This is a genomic window from Desulfobulbus rhabdoformis (genome assembly GCF_016919065.1).
In the GTDB taxonomy this organism is placed as follows: domain Bacteria; phylum Desulfobacterota; class Desulfobulbia; order Desulfobulbales; family Desulfobulbaceae; genus Desulfobulbus; species Desulfobulbus rhabdoformis.
On sequence record NZ_JAFFQA010000051.1, the window covers coordinates 1 to 24994 of the forward strand.

The window sequence follows — 24994 nt, forward strand, 5'->3', positions numbered from 1 at the left end:
CGAGTATATTACCTAAAAGTCCAAGTTACTACACCGCCAACTTCCGAAAGTGATTAGTAATCATTCTCGGCAAAAGGGAGTGCCATTATGAGGCTGGGGGCTTTGAAAGTTTTTTTGCGCCTAATTTCCTGTTTTTTCGTGTTTATTTTGAACGCGTACCCCTTAGCCTGACGGCTATGGGGCTATCCCCTTTGCCAGAGGATATGAGCAATCTCCAGAGGGACGGCAACTCTGTCGAAATTCGGGATCAAGCGCGCTGTATAGTCAGATGAAGGACGGGTCGCAGATACGTCCGCACTGTATGCATATCCACCTGATGCTCCCACCAATTGGCGTTCTCGTTGCATCACTTGCCGGATTGGAGTTGAGGCCTCTCTCGGTTCTGCATACAGCTCAATTCGAACCGCATTCGGGTCGAGATCGTTGAGATACACCTGAACTTCATAATGATGGTGCTCGCCCATGGTCTCCACCTTCACCTCTCCAAAACGCAATTTTTCCCATTTTTGTTGGATGTTATTCTGCCAATCAACCAGTTGCTTACCAACCGTGCTCTTATCGGCACTGCGTAACTGATAGGCGGCAGCAGCCGGCAGATAATGTTGCTCAGTGTAATCTCGTACTGCACGGTTGGCGGAAAAATATGGAGTGAGCCGCGCCATGCTTTCTCGCATTCTCGCCACCCATGCCAAGGGGATGCCGCTCTCGTCACGGCAATAAAATTCCGGAATCACTTCTTGTTCAAGAATATCGTAGAGAGACTCGGCCTCCACCGCATCCCAATCCGCATCATCGCCATGCTCCTGTCCATCTCCCAGCGCCCATCCTAGATCTGGAGCATAGGCTTCAGCCCACCATCCGTCCAATTCTGAAAGATTGATACCGCCATTAACCAACACCTTCATACCGCTTGTGCCGCAGGCTTCCCATGGCCGCCGTGGAGTATTGATCCAAACATCCACGCCCTGCACCAGATGTTCGGTCAGTAGCATATCGTAGTCCTCGAGAAAAACGATGTGTGGCCGGATATCCGCCTGGCGGATAAAATGGATCCATTGGCTGATCAAGGCCTGCCCTTCCCGGTCCTTGGGATGGGCTTTACCGGCAATGATGAGCTGAACCGGGTGCTGGGGATTGGTCAGCAGGCGCAGTAATCTCGCAGGGTCGTGCAGCAGCAGGTTCGGTCTTTTGTACGTGGCAAAACGGCGGGCAAACCCCAGGGTCAATACATTGGGGTCAAGGAGATGTCCTGCCTGCGTGACCACCTCGATTGAGGCCCCAGTTGCAGCAAGTTGTCGGGCTAAACGCTTCCGAGTGTAGGTCACGAGCGATTTGCTGGCAGCGAGCCGAAATTGCCAAAGATCGGTATCGGTAACACTACGGATGTCCCGTTCCAGTGTATCCATTGTTCCCTGCCAGCGGCATTTCCCGCAAGCTTGGGTCCAAAGGTCGTCGGCTGGAGCGGAATCCCAGGTCGGTATATGCACCCCGTTGGTCACGTGGCCGATGGGGATCTCCGTCGTCGGCCAACGGGGAAAAAGTGGCTCGAAGAGGCGGCGGCTGACTTCCCCATGCAAGCGACTGACGCCATTGACCGCACCACTGCCCCGAATTGCCAGATAGGCCATATTGAAACTTTCCGATAAGTCATGCGGATTCCGGCGGCCCAAAGCCAGTAAATCCTGCAAGGGTATGCCCAAATCATGCTCGGCATAAACCTTGAGGTACTGCTCGATCAGGGCCGGGTCGAAACGATCAAAGCCGGCAGCGACTGCCGTGTGCGTGGTAAACAGGTTGCCTGCCCGGGTGACGGCAAGCGCGACTTCGAAGGGCTGTCCTGTTTCTTGCATAAAACAACGTGCGCGCTCCAACACGGCAAAGGCTGCATGCCCCTCATTGAGATGGCAGACTTCCGGTTGCATGCCGAGAGTAGCCAGCAATCGCCAGCCGCCGATGCCGAGCAGCATTTCTTGCTTAAGGCGCAACTCTGGTCCGCCACCATACAATTCACTGGTTATTCCTCGATGTACTGGAAAGTTCGCCGCATCATTACTGTCGAGCAGATACAGCTTGACCCGACCGACCTGGACCTGCCATGTGCGCAGCCAGACGGTATATCCGGGCAAGGTAATCTCCAACCGTAACCACTCTCCGTTCGCTTGGCGCAAAGGTGCTATCGGTAATTGGCCAGGATCGTTGTAGGGAAAAAGGGCCTGTTGATTTCCATCCTTGTCGATCACCTGACGAAAATACCCTTGTTGATACAAAAGTCCGACGCCAACCACCGGGATACCGAGATCGCTGGCGGCTTTCAACTGATCACCCGCAACATTGCCCAGACCACCCGAGTAAATGGGCAAGGCTTCGTTAAGCATAAATTCCATGCTGAAATAGGCGACCTTTGTTAAGGGAGACTGAGAATGCTGTTGTTGAAACCATGTTTGGGCTTCCATTTCTTGCCGTCTGGTCTGAACCAGCACCTCGACGTCTTTGCAAAAAACGGGATCGACCAAGACGCGTTCGATTCGGTCGAGGGAAACCGTCTGCAGGACAATCCAGGGGTTATGGGTGATTTCCCAAAGCTCAGGATCAAGTTGCCGCCATACCTCGTCGGTGGCACGATCCCACGACCACCGCATATCCAAGGCCAACTCGGCCAGGGCGTCAAACCCCTCAATTCCCGTAGAATGAAGATTTGTCATAGGGGGGCCGCCAGTTGTTGGCCTGCTCACACTCTTCCAAACTGCACAGGTCTTATCCTCTTTCATCCGTCACTTTCTCCCCACCCCGGTCACGTCGATCATCATAATCATGGCTGTTGCCACCGCTATCATGGCCGGAAGTATGCCCCCGATAACATCCGTTCAGGAAGACAAGTATGGTCATCAGAATGAGTATCAACAGCGCTATTCTTTTCATTTTTCCTTCACCAGCCTCCTTGATCACAACAACATCCTTGCTCTGTTTACTCATCTATTTTAGCGACATTATTTACAGGTGGCGCAGGCATTCTCACCTCGACCGCATGTTCCTGGTGGTCATCGATGAGGCGAATGGCTCTATCGATTTGTTCAAGGCCATCCACCGTTACCTCCATTTTTCCGGTGACGGTTTCTGCATAAATAATCGTGATATGGTAGAGCGTCTCACGATAGCGATAGTGCATGTTGAATTCCCGCCAATCTAGAGGGATACAGGGGGTAAAACGCAGAACGTCTACCTCAAGTTTGAGCCCGAGGAGAGATTCCACAAGCAGGCGGTACATCCAGGCGGCCGATCCCGTATACCAAGTCCAGCCTCCACGTCCGACATGGGGGGATACTGCATAGACGTCGGCGGCAACAACATATGGTTCCACCTTGTACATATCGCTCTCTTCCGGCGAGCGTGCATGGTGCACAGGATTGATCAGGTCAAAGAGCTCCCATGCCCTTTGGCTATCTCCCAGCCGGGCAAAGGCCATGGTTGCCCATATGGCCGCATGGGTATACTGGCCACCATTTTCACGTACCCCGGGGACATACCCTTTGATGTAGCCGGGCTGGAGCTCCGAGATGTCGAAAGGCGGATCAAGGAGTTGTATCAACCGGTCCTGACGACGGACAAGACGCTCATTCAACGATTCCATGGCCAATCGTGAACGTTCGGGATCACCAGCTCCGGAAAGGACCGACCAACTTTGGGCAATTGAATCGATCTGACATTCCGGATTGGTTGATGATCCCAGCGGCGTACCGTTGTCAAAATAGGCACGGCGGTACCACTGGCCATCCCAGCCATGTTGCTCGATATTGCGGCGCAAAACCTTGGCCTCTTCTTGAAAACGCTCGAAAAACGTCATATCGCCACGTGTCTGGGCAATTGGGGAAAACCGCTCCAATACTTCATAGAGGAAAAAACCCAACCATACGCTTTCCCCTTTACCCTGCGCACCCACCAGATCCATACCGTCATTCCAGTCACCGGAACCGATAAGCGGCAGACCATGTTCACCAAAGGTGAGGCCATGGACAATGGCGCGGACACAGTGTTCGTAGAGGCTTGCCGTTTCTTCCGATGTGCCGGGAAGATCGTAATACGAATCCTCCTCTGCCTTAACCGGCCGTCCCTGGACAAAGTGGATCGCTTCGTCAAGTACACCGGTGTCCCCAGTGGTATGGACATAGAGGGAGACGGCCAGCGGCAACCAGAGGTAATCGTCAGAGCAATGGGTACGCACCCCACGATCCAGCGGCGGATGCCACCAGTGCTGCACATCACCTTCCGGGAATTGATGGGCCGCGCACAAGAGCAGATGTTCGCGCACAAGATCTGGCCTGGCATGGATCAGCGCCATCACATCCTGCAATTGATCCCTGAAACCAAAAGCACCGCCTGATTGATAGGTTGCGCTCCTCGCCCACAGCCGGCAGGCCAGGGTTTGGTAGAGCAGCCAACCGTTGACGAGCACATTGACGGATTGATCCGGCGTTTCCACCTGCACTGCCCCCAAGGTGTGTTTCCAGTGCTGCCAGACGAGATCAAGAGCGGTACGTGCCGCGATTGGGCCGCGAAAACGATGCACCAGATTATTGGCCTCCTCAGGGCTTTGGCCTACGCCGAGCTTGAAAATGATTTCATGCTCTTGCCCTGCGGCAAGCTCAAAACTGACCTGAATTGCGCCACACGGATCGAGGGAGGCGCCAACCCTGCCTGAAAGCCGGGTTCGGGTCATGGCGGCAGGGGTTCGCAGGGAGCCGTTGCGGCCAAGGAATTCCGTCCGATCACCGGTCATGGTGCGGTTGGCGTCATCGACCGCAAAAAATGCCGTCCGGTTCCTAAACTCTGTATTGTAAGGGTTGCGCGCCAGGAGCGCGCCGCTAGCAGGATCGACTTCCGTCACCACATGCATGGCCGATTTTGGTCGCAAATCGCCTAACACCCACTCAACATAGCCAGTGGCCGAAAGCCGACGGTGCCGTTCCGACTCATTGCGCACCTTGAGCACCATAAATTTTACCGCCGCGTCCAGGGCCACATACACGGTCAGTTCGGAGTTGATACCGCGCTCGGTGTGTTCAAAAATGCTATAGCCAAACCCGTGTCTGGTGGCGTAAGGGGTTGCCCCGCGACAGGGCAGAGGCGTGGGCGACCAGAAATGGCCGCGTTCTTCATCGCGGAGGTACAGTGCCTCTCCTGTCGAGTCGCAGACCGGGTCATTTGCCCAGGGCGTCAGACGGAACTCGTGCGCGTTTTCACCCCAGGTGTAGGCCAGACCACTTTCGGAAATAACGGTGCCGAACTGTGGATTGGCCAACACGTTGACCCATGGTGCCGGCGTCAGCTGCCCCGTCGAAGTGGTAATGACGTATTCACGGCCATCCGGGGTAAACCCACCGAGTCCGTTGAAAAACGCAAGGTCGAGGCGGGGGGTGGGCGCGACAGGCAGGGGATCGGAGCGATGGGTACGGGTCGGGATCAAGGCAGGTACGGTCGTTTCCATCACATTGCGGCCTTTGATCTGTTCCGCCAGCGAACCTCGTTTATCGGAGATAATGGCGCGAGCGACGGTTTGGATCAAGACACGGTCCTCTTCCGCTATCTGGTCGCCAGGCCGTATAAAAATACCGCCGGGTCGATCAATGATGTTGGATTCTACACTTGCGGCAATCAAGCCCATGATTTGGTCATGGAGGAGCTGCCGATAGCCGGCACGGTCTTCGTTCCAAATAATCAAGTCGACGGCAAGCCCTTTGAGACGCCAATAGGCGTGGGCCTGCACCAGTTGCCGGACAAGTTCGATGTTGGCTGGATCCTCGATCTGTAACAGCACAATCGGCAAATCACCAGAGATGGCATAGCCCCAGAGGCCTGATTGCCCCCGTCTATTTTTTATAAGTATGCTCGGCTCGGCCCGTAAAGTGGGGTTGCTATAGATGATGGAACTGGCCAGACGACGATAAAGCTGGGCATCGACCTCCGAGGCGTTGAACTGGCGAAGCAGGACCTGGCCATGGGTCCAGGCCAGATCAAAAACACGATCAGCCAGTCGCCGATCCTGGTGTTTTTCCACCAGGTGCAAAGCGTCTTCCCGGGTTTCGCCGATGCCGGAAACCAAATTGATCGTTACTGATTCCTCGGGCTGAATCATGATCCGGTACCGAATAGCGACGATCGGATCAAGCACCGACCCTTCGCTTCCGGAAAGCGCCCCGGTGAAAAAATCTGCGTTACCGCTCATTGCTTGGGGCGAAGCCACGGTGTTACCCCGACCGATAAAACGCAGCCGATCGGTCTCATAAGAAATATCCCCAACTTCGGCACCATGTACGGCCATCAAGTGAAACAGCCAAGGCGTCTGTTCATTGATGGATCGAGGCCGCCGCGTGCACAGAATTGCCCGCTGTTGGTGGTTAATTTCGGTTTGGACAAAGAGATTACTGAAAGCAGGGTGAAGCGCGTCGCTTGCGGGTGGTGACAGAACGACTTCGGCATAACTGGTGACGTCAATTGTTTTGCGTTGATGCGAACGATTGGTCAGGGTGACCCGGCGAACCTCGACATCATCCTCGGATGAAACCACCACTTCGGTGTAGGCATCCATTTCATCGTGACGGCAACGGAATTCAGCTCGTTCTTCAGAGAAGACCGTCTCAAAATCGTTCGCTTGACGCAACACCGGTTGATAGGTTGTTGACCAGAACCTGCCACTGTCAACGTCGCGGATGTAGCAGAAAGAACCCCAATTGTCGCAGGTGCTGTCTTCTCGCCAACGGGTGACTGCCAAGTCCCGCCAGCGGCTATAGCCACCGCCTGCGTTGGTCACCATCACATGGTATCTGCCGTTGGAGAGCAGTTGCACCTCCGGATTCGGCGTATCCGGACTTTTGAAAACACGCATTGGCGTATCCACCGCAGTGGAAGTTTCCAGGGAGGTGGCAAGCTCAGTCGAATGTTTAAAGAGGGTTGTAGCCTTGGGGATCCGCTCCTGAAGCAGCAGCAGGGTAGCCTGGAACAAAGGTTCCATCTCAAATCGTTTTTGCATGGGCCGGTCCAGCAGCAAGTACGCCAGCGAGAGCAAACTCATCCCCTGATGGTGGGCCATAAAAGACCGTATCACCACGTTTTCGGCCCCACGGGGGAGACGGGAAGGCGTATAGTCGATCGCTTCGTAGAAACCGAATCGTCCCACAAAGCCTGCCTCAGCCATCCGTTCGAGGTTCCGGCAGGCTTTGTGGGGATCGACCATCAGCGCCAGCGCTGTAGCATAGGGCGCAACAACCAAATCCTCGGCCAGACCGCGTTTGAGTCCCAGGCCGGGTAAACCAAAAGCGCGATATTGATAGTTAAGCTGGGCATCAATGGCATTGTAACCGCATTCCGAAACCCCCCACGGTGTCCCGGATTTTCGTCCGTAATCGATCTGGCTGGCAACAGCGCCCCTACAGGTTTGATCAAGCAGCGTGTTTTCGTAGGTGGGCATCACCAAAAGCGGCATCAGGTATTCGAACATCGATCCGCTCCAAGAGAGGAGCACCGATCCGCATCCGGAGGTGGTCAACAGGCGCCCTAAAGCAAACCATGTTTCCTGTGGTAGAGCCCCTTGGGCAATGGCAACAAAACTGGCAAACCGCGCCTCGGAAGCTAATAGATCATAGTAGCTTGTATCCTGGCGATGGTCGCTGGCGTTGTAACCAATGACCAGGAGGCGACGCGAGGGGTCGAAGAGGAAACCGTATTCCATTTGCGCCATCTTGTTTACCTGCATGGCCAGGCGTTCAAGGGTGGCGATGCGTTCATTGGCGCGGCGACTGGCCTCTTTGATGGCAACGAGAAGTGGCTCAATCCAGACCGATTCATCAGGGGCTTCCCGTTGCGCACGGCTGTTTTCAAAAGATGGCAGGATGTGATCGGCCAAAGCCGCCAGTTGGCGCAAGGTGGGGATGCGGGCAAGCTCGGGCAGGGTCTCAAGGCCGTGATGAAGAAGGGAGGTATGCTCCAACCACGGTGCCAGCAATGACAGTTCGTCGAGTCCCTCCCGGCATTGGCGGGCAAAGGCATGTATCCAACCGGCCAGGGAACTTTCGGTATCGACACCCTGATTTCCCCCACCATTCAACACTTCCTCTGCCTCAGCTGCCCAGTGCACAAGACGCAGGCGAAGGACTGTAAGGTCGGTAAATTGGGCATGAATGGCGGCCGCAAGTTGTTGCTGCAGCACTGCGAGCCGAGCCTCGGTTGGAGGATGGGATGATGCCGTTTCCACGGCAATGTTCAGGGTATCCTCGAGGCCCTCGAAAAAGCGTTTTCCCAGAATGACTTCATCGGCAAGACCAATCAATCCCTGTCGCAGAACCAGCAGATGACCGGCAAGATTGCCGCTGTCAACCGACGAAATATACAGGGGCAGCAAGGGGGTAAGCGATTGGGTGTCGTACCAGTTATAAAAATGCCCCCGATACCTTTCCAGGCTTTCCATGGTATGGAGGGCCTTAGTGGTACGTTCGATCAATGTTCCCGGGGTAATATAGCCAAAATCGCAGGCCGAAAGATTGGCCAGCAGCGATAATCCCATGTTGGTGGGGGAAGTGCGATGCGCCACCACAGCAATGGGATGTTCCTGAAAGTTATCAGGCGGTAGCCAATGATCTTCCGGTCCGACAAGAGTTTCGAAGAACACCCAAGTCTTGCGGGCCATGGACCTGAGAAAGGCGGTCTGTTCGGGGAAGAGCCGTGCTTGCCGGGGAGCAGGCGGTCGACCGGTCCACCAAGCCACCGCTGGGGAAGAGAGCCAGAGGATCAGGATGGGCGTCGCCGACCACAAAGAGGAAGGTCTCAGGAAGGCCAGCACCATTACCGCCGCCGCTGCCAAAACCGGCGCGATCCACATGGTTCGGCACGAGTCGGCGAGGGTGGTCGGACAGGAGCATGCTGATCCGCTCGAGGGGTTCCATTCGAGCAAACCATGATGGGAGATCAGCAAGCGCCAGAGTGTGCGCACAATCGCATTCAGGCTGAAAAACGCCTCAAAGGGGAGGCAGATAAGAGTGAAAAGACCTTGCATCAGGCCCAGGCCGGTCGAACGTGCCGCGGCATCGAGGTGCTGTCGCAGGGAAACGTCCGCGGGCTTGAGCATCACATGCCAGGTTGATGCGATCAACGAGGGGATCAGGATAATGCCCACCACCGTCACGGTCCAGAACCAGGCTACAGGCAACACCGTCCACCCCAGCAGCAACAGGAGGGTCAGGGCCGCAGGGACAAGACTGCGCCGCAGATTATCGCCGATTTTCCAGCGGGACAGCATGGAGAGAGGGTTTCTACGCATTTTCCCGGAAAGGCTGGGAACGACAGGTGTCACCCACTGCGCAACCTGCCAATCGCCTCGAATCCACCGGTGCCGCCGACTGACATCCTCGCTGTAACGCGACGGGTACTCCTCGTAGAGTTGGACATCGCTCAAAAGGCCGGACCGGGCATAACACCCCTCAAGGAGATCGTGGCTGAGGATGCGGTTATCGGGAAATCGCCCATCCAGCGCTCGTTCAAAGACATCGACCTCATAAATACCCTTGCCGATGAACGAACCTTCCCCGAACAGGTCCTGATACACATCGGAAACAGCGCGTGTATAAGGATCTATACCGGAGTCACTGCCGCACAGGCGTGCATACAAGGAGCGGTTGGAGCCGGACATACTTACCGCCACCCGGGGTTGGAGGATGCCGTAGCCGGAAACGACCCGCTGTTTGTCAGGATCATAACAGGCTCGATTGAGGGGGTGCGCCAAGGCACCAATAAACTGCTGGGCCGAATCGCGAGCCAGTTGCGTGTCCGTGTCCAGGGTAATGACGTATTTAACCGTGGAAAGAACGTCTATTACACCGACAATGAGCGAAAAGCGTCCTGTTGTGTCGACATTGGGCCCGGCGCGCAGCAACCAGTTCAGGTCGGCAAGCTTGCCGCGTTTGCGTTCATACCCCATCCAAATCCGTTCTTGCGCATTCCAGCGGCGGGGGCGATGAAAGAGAAAAAAGGTATCCTCATTCGGATTAGGGTACTTGGTGTTCAATCTTTCGATGCCGTGTCGAGCCATTCGCAAGAGTGGTTCGTCTTCCGGCAGGGTTTCCTCAAGGGCGTCACGAAAATCAGTCAACAGGCCATAATGAAGATGTTGGTCTTGATTGGCCAGGAAACGTACTTCCAGGGCTTCGATCAACGCCTCGAGACTGTCTTCGCTGGTGAGCATTGTTGGCACCACCACCAGGGTACGCAATTCCTGTGGGATTCCCTGGGAAAAGTCCATGCGAGGGAGCGGACGGGGCGTAACCAGTAACGTGACCAGCCAGTTTGCCAGGGCAACGGCCAGATGGCTGCCGGCCAGCACGAAAAGCAGGAGAAATAAACCAAGCATCCAACTGTGCATGCCTAAGTGCTGGACCTTGGCCACCAAGATCCAGGCCAAGAATGCCGTCAGCAGCAGGATGCCGCCGCTATACAGGGGCAAAGGGAAACGGCGGCCGATTGCAGCCAACGTCTCCGCCGCGGATTGTCGAACTCCAACCTGTTGCTCGAGTTTCATTCTTCCCTTGTCGACCAAATAAAAGCCGACATGGGCTCCGGGGTCGTTGCCATCATGAAAGGAGACGGTTTCACAGGCGAGACGGATGGCTTGAAGCGCCACCTCGTTTTCCGAGCAGGTACATTTTTTGGCAATTGATTCCACCTCATGGCGGTAACGATCGCGTGTGGCAAAATCCATTTTGGCGTAGACGTCGCCGGGATCCTGGCGCAGGGTCTGCTCGACGATGCTCATGGTTTCGACAAAAACACGCCAATCCATTGCTCCCAAAAATCGAAGACTATTGATGGTATTGCTTATGGAAACCCGATCAGCGGCCTGTTGTTGGTTTTCCGCCCGCACCAGTTGCTCAATTGTCTGGCCGGACTCGGACAGGCGCTGTTCAATCCAGGTGAGCGGCAGGGCCAGATCCAGGCTTTGCCCCTGGAGGCGGCGCGCACATTCGGCAACAAAGGCACTGACCAGGTTAGGCTTTGACCGCGCCATATCCGCGATGACCAGAATCAGGCTTTTGGGATCCTTCTCCGCGACCTCGATCATCTGGTCGGCCCAGGTGTTGGCAAGGTTGCGATGGATTCTGTCGGTGGCCACCCGGGCGGCAACCCGCCGAAGATTTTCGACCAATGCCAAACGAAGCATGATGGGAATTGCCCAGAGTTCGCCAAAGGTGAGGATGGTGACGGTCTGATAGGCCCTCACGAAACTGCAGAGACTTTCCGGATCGACCAATCCATCACCGTGGGCAATCGTTTCCAGGGCAATGTCGTAGACACGAGGGAGTCCGGCGGATTGACCATTTTGCAGGCGCGGCAGTTCGCGGCTATACCCTGTGGGCAGGTGCCGTTTCGCCGTTTGCATCTGTTCCTCGATCAGATAGAAGTTATCGAGCAGCCATTCCCCTGCTGGAGCTATTCGCCGGTTTGCTTTCACCGCCTCCGTCAGAAGGACGCGCACTCCCAGCAAAACACCTTCGTTTTCAGCCAACCGCTTGAGAAGGCGATCCTGAGGACGACCGTGCTGCAAGGTGTGGGACATTGCCAATGCCTTGCCATGATGCTCCATCTGCTCGGCGCTGAACAATCCTGATCGCAAGGGGGGCTCGTCGGTGGCATAGGACGTCTGCGGCGATTTTTTACCGAGGTGTGCTCGCAATGAACGCATAAGATGACGAATAGCCGTAATGCGGATGTTCATACAGGGATCTCCTTGGTCCAACCAGCTTTCCGGCCCACTCAAATAAAAGACGGCATCAGCGTCGTTTCATTGCATGCTCAGTCCACTATTAGAATTTTTCAATATTAAAAGAATTTATGACGAAAAATGGCGCACATTTAAAATGTGCATCAAGGCGTTATTAACACTATTGATTAGCGTCTTTTGTCGGAGAGGTTTTATGAGATAATCGACCGCATCCAAGGTGAAACTCATACTTATTGATCCGTTGCAGGGTATGGGCTGCACAATATTTCCTACCGCGAGTATTACTCTTTAGCTCTTGGTAATCGCTTTTTGAATCTCGTCTTGCAGTTCAACCCAGGCATTCTCTACCCCCTCTTTAATCTCGTGCCAAACATCCTCATGCGCCTCATCCAGTTGCTTGAGATGCTCCCTGGCAGCTTCAACCTTCAGCTCAAGCTCCTTAATTCGATTCATATGCAGAACCCTTTCATCGACAGTCAGAGTGATCGGCTCTGCCTTGAATTCAGCAAGTTGTTTCTGGGCAAGGTCGAATTCTGCCTGAATTTTCTCTTTGTAAGCTGCTTTCGTGCTCATATTTTCTCCCCTGGGTGCATGATTCATGGCGCTTGTCTTAGAATTTTTTTGTGTGGTTCATTTGTCTTTTTAATGAGATTGCCCCTGCCCTGTCCGGTGTTTCGGCTTTCACTTATTGCGGAGGTGTACCGGTCGGACAACGATTTTGGGATAATCGACTCTTTCTTAATCAAGATTCGCGCCAGCAGGGCTGACCGTCCAGATATTACAATATTTATTTTTTAATTATATATAGTTAAACATGATAACGGTGCAGTTTTTCACCTTAAACTGCAGGAGATAAAGTGTTGCCCGCAACGAAAACGTTGCTCATGATTTATCGAACCAGAAGCAACGTTTCATGGTTTGTTGCCGGGAGGATGGAAATCACGCTTCGGTCCGCTGTGATTTGTTTTTTTTGGACAGGTGCTTTGCCCGGATTCATGTATGGCAACAATCTCTTTTTCCTGAGCATTCATTACCCGGTTCTTTTTTTGCAATCCCGCAACCACCCAGCCGATGGCCTCGTCAAAATCCGTCGGTTCCACGGCTTGTTTATCATTTCTGGCAGCCAGCAAGGCAGCTTCATTAATGACCTTCCTCCCAGTTTTTGCGCTTTCTCCGGAGTGCTTAAAAATTCAATCACTTCCTCAAGTTCTTCCTTGGCTTCTTCGATGCCGGCCACATCCCTAAAACTGACCTTGATCTCACTCTCGGCAAAAATTTTGGCTTTGCTTTTGCCAAAAGACATGGCCCCCATCCCGGGTCCCATCTTTTTGAGGATAAAGCGCCAGAGGTTGAACGGGCCTTTGGGTGACAGGTCCTCTCCCTTGCTCTGCGGAGCCCCGCGGTTGAGCAAGTTGCGAAACTTGTCGGTCAATGAGTCGGCCTGCTTATGGTTCAAATCTTGCGGCATGCTATTTTCCCTTTTTTAACATCTCAATCGCAACGACCTATCCTGCAAGGTGGCTGTTCCTCCCTCATTTGTCCTGGGAGAGCGATTGCACGCCGAGGGTTTCGATCAAACGATTGATGTCGGTGGTTTTGAGATTCATTCCGCCTTCAGAGACCGGCAAGAGGATAATACGTTTGTCCTGCATAGCCTCGGCGATACGAAATTTAACAATGGCTTCGCCTCCCGAACCGGCCAGGGCATTATTCATCTCCTGAATACCGTTGGCTTCGGCAACGCCTTCGGCATGAATGGCCTAGGCCAAAAGTTTTTGCTGTTCCAGGTAGACATCGGCATCAATCTTGGCCTTAAGATATCCGCCGTCAGCATCGGCCACCATCTTATTGACCTCTCCTTTGGCTTCTTCCAATTTACGTTTGTATTCCTCTGTTGCGGCATGCTGCGCTGACTTGTTTTTCTCCACCTGCTGATCGGCAACTTTTTTATCCTCAATAGCCTTGGTATATTCGGCATTGAAGCGATAATCGTTGGTCAACACCTTCTCAATAATGATACCCATGGGCCCTAAAATCTCCTGCAACGCCTTCCGGACCTTTTCGGACTGGGTCTCCCGAGCGTCCGCCACATAAAAAGCCTCGGTTTTCAATTCGCCAAAAATGTCACGAGGTTTGCTGCGCGCAACAGTCCGCACGATAGCACCACGTAAACGTTCATCATTTCGAGCCACATACTGGAGAATATAGGGAGCCTTGACCGCATCAATACGATAGGCAATGATCACATCGAGACTGATATCGTTGCCATCAATGGGGAATCTTGAATAATTGCTTTTTCTGCCAATCTCTGCGTTATGCTCAAAATTTTATCCTCGGAATATCAGGCATATGCCTGCGGTAAAATTTTTCACATGCCTTGACCTTGATTGAAAAATCTAATTATTCAAGACACCCAATAGTTTTAAACAGCAAATCATCTCTGGTTTTTCGATCTCCTCTTGATTTCGAAAAAGTCATTTCCAGGTTTTGCAGCTTGGTGTCGAAAACATACCAGTCGTTGATAAACGGCAGAAAAAAGTAGGTGCCACCTGGCGGGTAGATGCGATCTTCAACACCTTTCGGCCCCCAGAAGGCCACCTTGCGGGTCCTGACCCCAACTTCTGTCAGGCCGGTTGTATGGGGGGTGCAACCTGTACATGTGGAGACGGCCAGCATCAAGACCAGCAAACAGAGCAATCGTTTCATGGGGTGCCTCCCTTGTGAAGGTCGAACAGTTGGAGCGTATTCTCCAGATTCAGGGGATTGACTCCGTACGGGCCATCACTGGGCAGGATGCCCCCTGTACACATCTGCCATCTTAAGAGCGACCATGCGCTCGGAACCTATCCCTTGCAAGGCTTCGTTTTTCAATCGAACCTTCTCTGCCTCTGCGAGTTTGACCTGCAGGTCTGCGGTCGCTTTGATGCTGCGCGCATAGAGGTCCTTTTCGGCAATCTTACGAGTGACATAGGCTTTGCCGTTTTCGAATTCAACAGCGGTGATAACCATGCCTTCCTGAATGATTTTTTTTAACCCGGCCTCTTCCTTGGCTGCCCGTCCCGCCGACTGATTGGTGAAGACCATCTGATCCTGGAGTTTCTTTTCCTCGATGTTTTTCTGAATTTCCGGGCTGTAGATGAAATAACGAACCAGTACCTGGTCCACCTGGATTCCCTTTTCATTCAACTCACTGTTCAGTTGCATTTTTGCCTCTTCCGCTTTTTGCACACGCAGGGGGCTGTTGTAAAATTCTTCCGTAGTTAGCTTGCCCAATGTCTCTTTCAAGGCGGGTTCAGCTTTGGGAATGATACCGTTCTCTTCAAAAAGGGATCCGGGGCCAATGGTTGTGAATACCAGATAGGGGGCTTTGATGTGATAAAGCATGGAAACATCGACATCCACGAAGAAACCATCCGATGTCTGAATGTGTGCGGCCCGGTCCTTGCGCGCAGCCAAAGCTGCCGTTTCCAGTGAATTGGTCAATTCCAATACCTGGATTCCCTTGGGGAGCCGATACATTTCTTGAAGCCCAAAAGGGAGAACAAAGCTCAAGCCTGCGTGATACACCTCTTTCTGAACACCACGATTCATTCCTATCCGGATGACTTTGATGCCGAATTCATCCGGCTGTATGTAGACAAAGAGCAAATTGTAACAAGCAACGGCCAGGACCAAAACTACAGCGATAAAATTCATTCCGACGACCAGCCCCCGATTCATCACCGGCAGGCGAAAGAACTCTTTAAACTTGTTTACAGAAGCAATAAGTGCATCCAGCTGATTGCCGGTCATGGTTTCCTCTCCTCAAGAAGGGTATTACCCATCAAACGATTGGTCTTCCCAAGTGGAATTTCTTTGGGTAAAGATGTCCGATAACGGCCTGTAATCAAAAAACATGAAGTTTGGCAGGGACTATCAAGCGATTTTCATGCCGACAGATTGATTGGATTTGGATATTTATTTATTTCGGAAAATCAATGCATTGAGATGGGACAGAGAGAAGATGGCAGAGGTGGGAAGGAAAGATTGCGTTGCGTGCAACGATATTAGAACAGATGAGGATCTTCGGTAAGATTGAATTTTTTAATCCTCCTGTAGAGGGTGACCCGGTCAATCCCCAATAAACGGGCTGCTTTTGCTTTGTTCCATGCGGTTTTCTTTAAGGCATCAAGAGTTTCCTGAGCAACGATGTCGGATGTTCTATGGGGAGAACGGCGCACTCCTGGTATCTGACTAAATTCATGAGGCAAATGATCGAGCACGATAATGTTTTGGTTACACAGGACAAAGGCATGTTCCATGGTGTGCTCCAGTTCGCGTACATTGCCCGGCCAGCGGTATTTATTGAAAACCTTCAAAACGTCAGCGGAAATGGCTTCGATGTTTTTCTTGAATTTTAGGTTGAATTTTTGGCGAAAATGTTCAACCAGCAGAGGGAGATCTCCAAGCCTTTCTCGCAACGGCGGTAAACGAATCTCAACGACCTTGAGCCGGTAATACAGATCTTCTCGTAACTCGCCCCGGCTGACCTTCTCTTGGAGATTTCTATTGGTTGCCGCGATCAAGCGTACGTTCACTTTGGTGGAGGTTGAACTGCCAACGCGCTCAAAGGTATTTTCCTCAAGCACGCGCAGCAGTTTTATTTGTATGGGGGGTGTGACTTCACCTATTTCATCGAAAAATATAGTACCTTCATCCGCCCTGTCGAAACGGCCTTCGTTGTCCCTGATGGCACCGGTGAACGCTCCCTTTACATGCCCGAAGAGCTCAGCCTCAAGCAGATGTTCGGGTAGTGCCGAACAGTTCACTTTAACCAGCGGTTTCTGGCTGCGGTCGCCGGCAAAGTGCAAGGCTTCGGCCACCAACTCTTTGCCCGTTCCGCTTTCTCCTGTGATGAGAACCGTGGTTTGTACATTGGCCAAGGCTTTGATCAGGGAGTACACCTGCTGCATTGGCTCGCTCTTGCCGACAATGCGGTGAAACTGCTGGTGTTCTTTAAGTGTGTTTTCAAGGTAAACCACATGGGTCTCGTCATGAACCACCATGACCACTCCGGATGCTGTCCCCTGCGGATCAAGGAGAGGCGAAGTCTGCAGACTGATTATCCGTGTTGCTTTGCCCCCCTGCTTGCATTCGATACGTCTGGCCTCAATTGGGGTGCTTGAACGCAAAGCCTGATCAAGAATTTCGCTGCAGCTGCCCTTACATCGGTTGGCAATGTCGCTGAAAGGCTGACCTATATCATCTTGCCTAGCCCCACAGAGGTGCATAGCAGCCTCATTGAGCGCAATCACCGCCAACTGTTGGTCAACGGTTATGATTGCATCGTTAACGCTCCTGAATATTGCCTCGAGATTGGCCCGGTATCGTTCTTTTTCTTCGTGAACATCCTTAAATTTCAATGCTACTCTGGTGGCATACAGCAATGATTCCTGATTGACTGGTTTGGGAATATAATCAAAGGCACCAAGGCGAAGGGCCTCGGACGCAGTTTCCACACCTGGATCACCGGTGATCATAATGACCGGGCAGCTGAGGCCTCTGCTCTTGATCGTCCGCAAAACCTCGATTCCTGTTCCATCCTCTAAAATGATATCGGCAAAAACTACATCAAAGCTCGATTCCTCCAGTTCGGTCAAGGCTTCGGTACAGCTTGCGACTGTCGTGACGAGATGTCCAGCCGCCTTGAGGAATCGTTCGAAGGTAAATCTGATCGATTCCTCATCATCAATGATCAGAATTCTTGCGCTCATGCCCCGACCTCTGTTTTGGTTTGATAAACCGGTAATACAACAATAACCCTGGTAAAATCCCCTTTGACGCTTTCAAAGATGAGTTGGCCGTCATGATCCGAAATAATTTTTTGGGTGATGTTTAATCCTAATCCTGTTCCTTTGCCGAACGGTTTGGTTGAAAAAAACGGCTTAGTCAGCATAGGCAATTCATGCTCGGCAATGCCAACTCCTTGGTCGTGAAAGATGATACACACACAAGGGCGATCACGGATCGTCAAGGCCTTACCCGTGATTTCAAGGCGTTTGTTTTCGTGTCGTTCCAAATATTTTTCATTCAAGGCATACCGCGCATTGTTGATGATGTTGATGAAAACCTGCTGAATCTGATGAAAATTTGCTTCGATCGGGGGGAAGTCATCATCCAAGCATATTTTGAGGGAGATGCCCTCTTTGCGGATTTGCGCTTGGGTAAGAACAATGGATTCGGCGAGAACATCGGGAATGCTGGTACATCTTTTTTTTTGGCGTCTCTCCTGTTGCGCAAAGGAAAGCAGGGATTTGACGATCCGTCCGACACGCTCTCCTTCCTTGACAATGCGCGAGCCAATGTTTTGCTCCATGCTCTCAGGACTGCATTCGTTGAGTAGTATTTGGCCGTAGTTGATAATACCAGTAATGGGGTTGTTGATTTCATGTGCCACGCCAGCTGCTAATTCGCCCAGAGAAGCTAGATGCCCCGCCTGAATGGCCTCTGCCTGCAGGGCTATTTTCTCGGTAATATCGCTCACCAGCAGAAGTACACTACTGACGGTTTTCGCCTCCACTATCGGGAAGGCCCTGATATCGAGCACGGAGCCATTATACGTGGTCACTGCGACTTCATTTTTTGCAGAATGGAAACATTGTGTTATCGGGCACTCTTTGGCGAGCACGGCATGCTCATGCAACAGCTTGTAGCAGTATTGCTCCGCCGCATTGGAAGATGTCCTTTGCCGCTCCAAGGTTTTGTCACTGTTCATCCAGAGTATTTTCTTTTCTGGGGAAAGGAGGATCAGGGTGTCACTGATTGCATAGAGTAGCGTCTGGAATTCCTTGGAGAGCTTCCTGAATTTTCTTTCGCTTTCACTGAGTTCAAGCGTGCGCGTTGCAACACGATGTTCCAGTTTACTCTGTAATGCACGCAGTTCGTTCTCGACTACCTTCTTGTCCGACATGTCGGTGATTGAAGTCCGGCAAAGTAATCTGCCGTCCGCATATTGGCAACGAACACTGTTGCACTGAACATGCAGGTCAGGGCCGTTTCGTTGTTCCATTCTCAGATTGCAGACCTGCCGTTCGGGGCTCTTGAAAACCTGGTCAAGGTGGGCCCAAACGGCAGGTCTATCGTGGGCAACGACAAACAATACCAAGGCCGAGTTGATTAAACTCTTTCGCTCAGTGTCAAGCTTCCTGGCAATGGTGAGATTGGCTTCCACTATTCGCCCTTTTGGAGTTAATGTGACGTAGCCGACCGGGGCAAATTCAAAAAGATCCGTATACTTTTCCAGCGACTCACCAAGTTTCTCCTGAGTCGCCCTGAGTTCCTCGTTTTGCATCTCCAGTTCAATCTGATGCACTTGCAATTCATGAACAATTTGCTGAATTTCCAGCTCATTCATATTCTGGGAAGGAAGATCCTTTTTTCGATCCTCTGCAAGTCGGCGCAACTCGTAAAATCGATCCTGGCCTGATGAGTGTTCAGTCATATCTGTACTCTCAGTCTCAATCCATTACGATTGGTATTTTTTGTATGGGCGACTGGCTTTAAAAGACAGACTGCCGTTTCTTTGCAGCAAATTGCCGAATGCATATACTTAGAGGATAACATGTTGCGCAATGGTGCGCGAAACACTTCTGTTACATTCAACGCTATTTTTCGGATGGTATAATCGAAAGACGACGATATTTTTGGGTATAATTACAAAAAAACACAGAAGTTAATTTGAAATATGCAAGTCATCTTTCAACAAGGCATTGATCTTGCTTTTAGCAATATAAGTGAAATAAATGCATAGGCCTACACCTCAGGAAATTTTTTTAAAAATTCGCTGTCCAGTTTTTTTATTTCGGTCCTTGTAGGAATACAAATTCCTCTAACACTCTATCAACGCGTGATGAGGCTCTTTCAGACGTATCGGCCGTTGCAGGTGGGGGAGTTTCACCTCCAGCCCGGCTATATTGGAGCATTGTTTAAGGCGATCCTTTTCTTGGGCGTGTTGGGGCGGGAAAGATTGTATTTCTGGAAACTATTTTTCTGGTCACTTTTCAGAAAACCGCGACTTTTTCCTCTTGCCATAACATATGCCATCTATGGATTCCACTTCAGGAAGGTGGCGGAGCAGATCATACGGAACGGATAAGAGGGGAAGAGAGGTGGCAAGAAAGGGATGCCCGAGAGTGTCTGAAGAACATGACAAGGAAAAGGACACTGCCTCAGTTTTCAGGGGCAGAGTTCTGAGCGTTCTTTCTGATTATTCAGTATTTTATCGGAAGCCCCAAAGTGGGGCAACCACCCTAATGTGTGGCGTAATCACACAACGACAAAAGGAGCAATTGGAATGGCTGAAGGAATTGTAAAATGGTTTAATGATTCTAAGGGATTTGGATTTATCGAGCAGGAAGGGGGCAAGGACGTTTTTGTGCATCATTCCGCTATCCAGGCAGAGGGCTTTAAATCACTCCAGGAGGGTGGTCGCGTAAAGTTCGATGTGGAAGAAGGCGTCAAGGGCCCATCAGCAAAAAATGTAGTTAAGTGCTGAGCCCCGGAAGTTGTCGTTTTCGTGGAAAGCCTCGAGAACGACGTTTTGAGCTTCGCAAATTACTGAACACACGATAAAAAGTGCACCTTTTTTGACTTATTACGAGGCTATCAAATTGAGTGTCACAAAAAACCCGTTTCATGCGGGTTTTTTTTTGTTCATTTTTACCGGCGCTCATCTTTCACCTCAAATGGATGAACTCCGCCTGCCCCTTCTGTATCAAGCCTCTTGGTCTATTTGCATCAACTCAAGTTTCCTTGAGTTGGCTTGAACTGTAACTATTGACCTGAATATTCACGCAACGTTTGTGTTGCTAGCAACACATACTCTTGTCTATTTACCTCTCAGCTGAGTAACATTGACACGATAATTATCTATAATAACTAAAAATACAAGAATGAACAAGGCGCCTTGTACTAGGTATCCAACTTGCTATAAGAAGATCGTAGATAAGCATCTCGCCGTATCAGCCATCGCCTCTTTGTTCCAGCAAACTTTCTTTTTTATGATGATTTATCATAAACCAAGGGGGATTCAATAGGCAACGGTCTTGTGGTGAAGGGTACCAATCAGGATTTAATGCGTTTTGCCACTTTACTTACAGATGGCTGAACGCGGGAGTGACAGAAAATAAGATACATCAACAAATCAATCAAGAGGAATTCATCATGAAATGTAAGCTCGTTGTCTTGTTCTCCGTGATAATCACCTTATCCCTGCCCGCATGGTTTGAAGGGGAAGCTGCTCAGGCCTCAAATCAAGAGATAAGGGGAAATCAGGAACAACCGTTCTATGGGAGCCAGCTAATGACCCAGGATGAGCGGCTCGAATATCACAGGCAAATGCGTGAGACAAAAACAGCTAAAGAACGAGAATTGCTCCGCAAAGAACACCATCAACGAATGCAAGATCGGGCTGCGATCCGTGGCGTCACGTTACCCGAAGAACCTCCGGCCAGGGGAGGCGGCATGGGGAAAGGAGGTGGGATGATGATGAATCGTGGTAGTGGTAGTCGTTGATTTTTTTCATACGAGTTATACGAGAGTGCCCCCCTGTGTTGAGTCATGGGGATCCAGTGCATTCAAAGCGATGCATACTCCGTTCTTGCAATAGTAAAGGCTCCTCTCCTCCAAAAAACCTCGGTTTCAGGAGTTTCTCCGTATTTTTTTTAACAAGGGTAAGAGAGGGCTGCTCGTTATGGCATTGCAAGTTTCCTAAGCAAGGACTTCCGAATCAATTCAAAAGGAGAATAGAAGCATTGCAGGCGCAGCATTCTTGAGAATGAGTGGCTGCAGCTGAATTAGTCGTTAATCAGATCCCTGTAGTCTTTCAAGGAGTATCTCTGTCATGACCAATCGTGTGCTGATTATAACAGGTGATGCCGGTGACGCCAAAGTGTTGAAGGCGGTATTAAGCGCCGCAGAGAGTGGAGAATACATCGTCGAATGGGTTAGGCAACTCTCCGAGGGGCTTAAACGATTGCTCGCTGGCGATATCGATCTGATAGTTGCTGATTTAGCCTTGTCCGACAGCCAGGGGATTGCAACCTTTGAAAGGCTGTACGCCAGCGCTCCGCACGCACCGATAGTTATACTTACTGCGCCGGATCAAGAATCTTTAACGTCGACAGCGATTCAACAAGGTGCCCAGGGGTATTTATCGAAAGGCAATCTGGCTCCCCCCCTTGTGCCACAATACTTACAAAATCTTATCCGCCGTAAGTCTCTCGAAGAAACCTACTATCTGGAAAAAACCCGGGCTGAAATAACGCTCAATTCAATCAACGACGCGGTTATCGGCACCGATATGTTGGGTAATGTTGAGTACCTCAATATTGCCGCCGAAACCTTGACCGGCTGGTCAAGGGAAGCGGCACGTGGGCGCCCCGTCGGCACGGTGATGCGCATTCTTGATGGCACAACACGCGAACCGAAACCTAACCCGATAGATTTGGTGTTGCGTCACAACAAAACGATGGCCTTGACAACAGGAACAATTCTAATTTGTCGCGATGGTCATGAAGCTGCCATCGAAGATTCCGTTGCCCCGATCCATGATTGGGATGGAAAAATGACTGGTGCTGTGATCGTTTTCCACGATATTACCGTCGCTCAGTCGCTGGCTTTGAAAATGGCCCATTTGGCGCAGCACGATTTCTTAACCAATTTGCCGAATCGTATCCTGTTGAATGACCGCATTGAGCAAGCGATCTCGCGCACAAAGCGCCAAGGAACCCGACTCGCGGTTCTGTTTTTAGACTTGGATAGCTTTAAACATATTAACGATTCATTCGGCCATTCGGCCGGTGATATGTTGCTCCAATCCGTTGCTGATCGTTTGTGCGCCTGCGTTCGAGGCTCTGATACGGTGAGCCGGCAGGGGGGCGATGAATTTGTGATTCTGGTGACGGAGGATAGATATGTGGAAAATGCTGCCTTGATCGCCGACAAAATTCTCTCCGCGATGGCTGCTCCACATTTCATTGCCGAACAAGAGTTGTATGTGAGCACCAGCATCGGCATTAGTGTGTACCCAGAAGACGGTCAGGACGCGGAAACACTGATCCAAAATGCCGACACTGCCATGTATAATGCCAAGGAAAAAGGGCGAAACAATTATCAATATTTTAAGCGCGAAATGAATGCTCGCGTGGTTGAGCGCCAAACTCTCGAAACTCAGTTGCGGCAGGCATTGCACCGCCAGGAATTCGTGTTGCATTACCAATCCATAGTTAACCTGGAAACCAGCGTAATTACCGGTGTTGAGGCCCTGCTGCGTTGGCAGCATCCGCAATGGGGCTTGACCTTGCCCGGTCGATTCCTCCCGGTTGCAGAGAGCAGTGGCATGATGGTGCAGCTCGGCCGGTGGGTATTGCGGGAAGCGTGCCTGCAGGCCAAACGTTGGTACGATGTAGGGCTCTTGCTCAATGCGATTTCAGTCAACATTTCGGCATCGGAATTTTGTGCACAAGGTTTTTTGCAGGACGTACGGATGATCTTGTCTGAAATCGGCCTTGCCCCACGTTGCTTGCAACTGGAAATTACCGAAAACATGTTGATGCGTGATGTTGAAAACAGCAGTGCACGTCTGGATAAGCTTAAGGAGATGGGGATTCAGGTGGCGGTGGATGATTTTGGCGCCGGCTTTTCTAATCTAAGTTATCTGGCGAGGTTGCCGATTGATGTCCTTAAAATTGCACCAGCCTTCGTGCATGATATCGGTTTAACCACGAGTAACAACGGACTCAGCAGCCTTGCCAGTGCGGTCATTGCTATGGCCGTCGGTTTTGAGAAATTAGTGGTGGCAGAAGGCGTTGAAGATCACTTGCAGTGGGCTTTCCTCAAAGTGAAACATTGTGACGAAGGGCAAGGGTACCTGTTTAGCAGACCGATGGCTGCCGCCCCCTTCACCTTATTGCTCTCAGAAGGCATCCCAACACCTTTTTTTCATGTTTAAGAGATGGCGGCCCAGCGGCATCATCATCGGGAAAATGAGAAACGCCGCTCACTTGAAGGATGAATCCCGGTACATAGTCGATGCAGACTGCTCTTTGATAAAAAAATTTAAATAAAATGTTAACGGAAGGTAGAGTATGGAAGAGCATGTACCGGCAGTCTTGTTGCCGGAAGAATGTGTACAGCGATTTTTTGAACTCAGTGGAGTGGAATATGAGCCGAGCGTTGCCATTGAGCTTTGGCCCAAGGTGTTGAACCATAAATGGCTTCTCTCGGAAAAGCTTGGTCGGGACGTGGGGGTAAGGACGGCGTGCATCGACTTCCTGGAAAATATGGATCAGGCTCCCGCAGAGTATCAAATCCACCAGCGGCAGAATATGCTCAATGAAATGGGGGCTCAGATTATAAACAGGGAGATGTGGGACACCATCGCCAACTCGCAACCCCCAAAGCAATTGGTTCAACGCAAAATCATCCTGCCCTTGATGGAAGAAGAACTCTCCAGAAAACATGGAGTGGTTTCTCCCAAAGCGATCATTTTCTTTGGCCCTCCCGGTACAGGAAAAACCCATTTTGCCAAAGCCATCGCAGGTGCTTTGTCCTGGTGGTATATAGAGATCGTCCCCAGCATGCTCATGGTCAACGGCGTTGAAAAAATTGGCGCTAATCTTCGGGGATTGATGGAAAAGGCGCGAGAACTTGACGAGGTCGTTCTCTTTATCGATGAATTTGAAGAGATTGCCGGCAGCCGTGATCTGGCTGACCGTATCGACAAGTCCATTACCAATGAGTTCCTCAAGCAAATTCCATTACTTAAAAATCAACAAAACAAGATATTGCTTGTCTGTGCCACTAATTACATCCGGCAACTGGATTCAGCCATGTTGCGTCCGGGAAGGTTTGACTGCATCATTCCGGTAGGCGGACTCGACAGAGAAGGCAGAGCGACTATTCTCGAATATTATCTCTCCAAATTAAACACCGATAACCTGAGCGTGGATCGGATTGTCGAAATGACTCCTGGCTTTACACCGGCTGATATTCAATATTTGTTTCACCAAGTGGCTCATTTTGCCTTTGAACAGGAGTTGGTCAACAGAGAGAATTATCTGGTCACCGAGGAGACATTCATGCATATTTTGCCTAAAGTGCCCCCATCCTTGAACCAGAAAGTCATTGACGAGTTTGAAAAGGACAGCGTAAGCTTTGCTCGAATTTGAGCAAAGGCGTTGACGTGTTGCAACG

The 24994-nt window shown here is 51.2% G+C and carries 16 protein-coding genes; 5 read left to right on the forward strand and 11 right to left on the reverse strand.

Annotated features, from left to right (window positions below):
• Positions 1-182: 182 nt before the first annotated feature.
• The 11 genes from glgP to JWJ90_RS19430 all read right to left on the reverse strand — a co-directional run bounded on the left by glgP (position 183) and on the right by JWJ90_RS19430 (position 19241).
• The gene (gene glgP / locus JWJ90_RS19385) at positions 183-2702 is read right to left on the reverse strand and encodes an alpha-glucan family phosphorylase (RefSeq protein ID WP_205228880.1); all 2520 of its coding nucleotides are present in this window, start codon (positions 2700-2702) and stop codon (positions 183-185) included.
• A gap of 52 nt (positions 2703-2754) precedes the next feature.
• On the reverse strand, positions 2755-2973 hold the full coding sequence (locus JWJ90_RS19390) for a hypothetical protein (RefSeq protein WP_205228881.1): 219 nt from the start codon (positions 2971-2973) through the stop codon (positions 2755-2757).
• The gene (locus JWJ90_RS19395; protein ID WP_205228882.1) at positions 2966-11755 is read right to left on the reverse strand and encodes a glycoside hydrolase family 94 protein; all 8790 of its coding nucleotides are present in this window, start codon (positions 11753-11755) and stop codon (positions 2966-2968) included. Before JWJ90_RS19395 ends, JWJ90_RS19390 begins: the two co-directional genes overlap by 8 nt.
• A 294-nt stretch (positions 11756-12049) precedes the next feature.
• The gene (locus JWJ90_RS19400) at positions 12050-12334 is read right to left on the reverse strand and encodes a sll1863 family stress response protein (RefSeq protein WP_205228883.1); all 285 of its coding nucleotides are present in this window, start codon (positions 12332-12334) and stop codon (positions 12050-12052) included.
• 457 nt (positions 12335-12791) lie between these two features.
• Positions 12792-13064 carry a hypothetical protein gene (locus JWJ90_RS19405; RefSeq protein ID WP_240195056.1) on the reverse strand — a complete coding sequence of 91 codons (273 nt, stop codon included), beginning with the start codon at positions 13062-13064 and terminating at the stop codon, positions 12792-12794.
• Positions 13065-13293: 229 nt separating this feature from the next.
• Positions 13294-13476, reverse strand: coding sequence for a hypothetical protein (locus tag JWJ90_RS23335; protein ID WP_240195054.1), 183 nt, complete (start codon positions 13474-13476; stop codon positions 13294-13296).
• A 45-nt stretch (positions 13477-13521) separates the two neighbouring features.
• On the reverse strand, positions 13522-14007 hold the full coding sequence (locus JWJ90_RS23340) for an SPFH domain-containing protein (RefSeq protein WP_420828926.1): 486 nt from the start codon (positions 14005-14007) through the stop codon (positions 13522-13524).
• 154 nt (positions 14008-14161) lie between these two features.
• Positions 14162-14467 carry an SPFH domain-containing protein gene (locus tag JWJ90_RS19415; protein WP_205228884.1) on the reverse strand — a complete coding sequence of 102 codons (306 nt, stop codon included), beginning with the start codon at positions 14465-14467 and terminating at the stop codon, positions 14162-14164.
• Between the two features lie 75 nt (positions 14468-14542).
• Positions 14543-15553 carry an SPFH domain-containing protein gene (locus tag JWJ90_RS19420; protein ID WP_240195055.1) on the reverse strand — a complete coding sequence of 337 codons (1011 nt, stop codon included), beginning with the start codon at positions 15551-15553 and terminating at the stop codon, positions 14543-14545.
• Between the two features lie 254 nt (positions 15554-15807).
• Entirely contained in the window at positions 15808-17514 is a 1707-nt protein-coding gene (locus tag JWJ90_RS19425; protein WP_205228885.1) for a sigma-54 dependent transcriptional regulator, read from the reverse strand.
• Positions 17511-19241, reverse strand: coding sequence for a PAS domain-containing sensor histidine kinase (locus JWJ90_RS19430; RefSeq protein ID WP_205228886.1), 1731 nt, complete (start codon positions 19239-19241; stop codon positions 17511-17513). The genes JWJ90_RS19425 and JWJ90_RS19430 overlap by 4 nt, the downstream gene beginning before the upstream one ends.
• A 357-nt stretch (positions 19242-19598) precedes the next feature.
• On the opposite strand from JWJ90_RS19430, the gene JWJ90_RS23990 reads away from it, so the two are divergent.
• The 5 genes from JWJ90_RS23990 to JWJ90_RS19455 all read left to right on the forward strand — a co-directional run bounded on the left by JWJ90_RS23990 (position 19599) and on the right by JWJ90_RS19455 (position 24969).
• The gene (locus JWJ90_RS23990; protein WP_420828927.1) at positions 19599-19895 is read left to right on the forward strand and encodes a DUF4070 domain-containing protein; all 297 of its coding nucleotides are present in this window, start codon (positions 19599-19601) and stop codon (positions 19893-19895) included.
• Positions 19896-20093: 198 nt separating this feature from the next.
• Entirely contained in the window at positions 20094-20294 is a 201-nt protein-coding gene (locus JWJ90_RS19440; protein ID WP_205228887.1) for a cold-shock protein, read from the forward strand.
• Positions 20295-20962: 668 nt separating this feature from the next.
• Positions 20963-21313 carry a hypothetical protein gene (locus tag JWJ90_RS19445; RefSeq protein WP_205228888.1) on the forward strand — a complete coding sequence of 117 codons (351 nt, stop codon included), beginning with the start codon at positions 20963-20965 and terminating at the stop codon, positions 21311-21313.
• 328 nt (positions 21314-21641) lie between these two features.
• Entirely contained in the window at positions 21642-23750 is a 2109-nt protein-coding gene (locus JWJ90_RS19450) for a putative bifunctional diguanylate cyclase/phosphodiesterase (protein WP_205228889.1), read from the forward strand.
• Positions 23751-23886: 136 nt separating this feature from the next.
• Complete coding sequence (locus JWJ90_RS19455; RefSeq protein ID WP_205228890.1) at positions 23887-24969, forward strand: ATP-binding protein; 1083 nt, start codon at positions 23887-23889, stop codon at positions 24967-24969.
• Positions 24970-24994 lie beyond the last annotated feature (25 nt).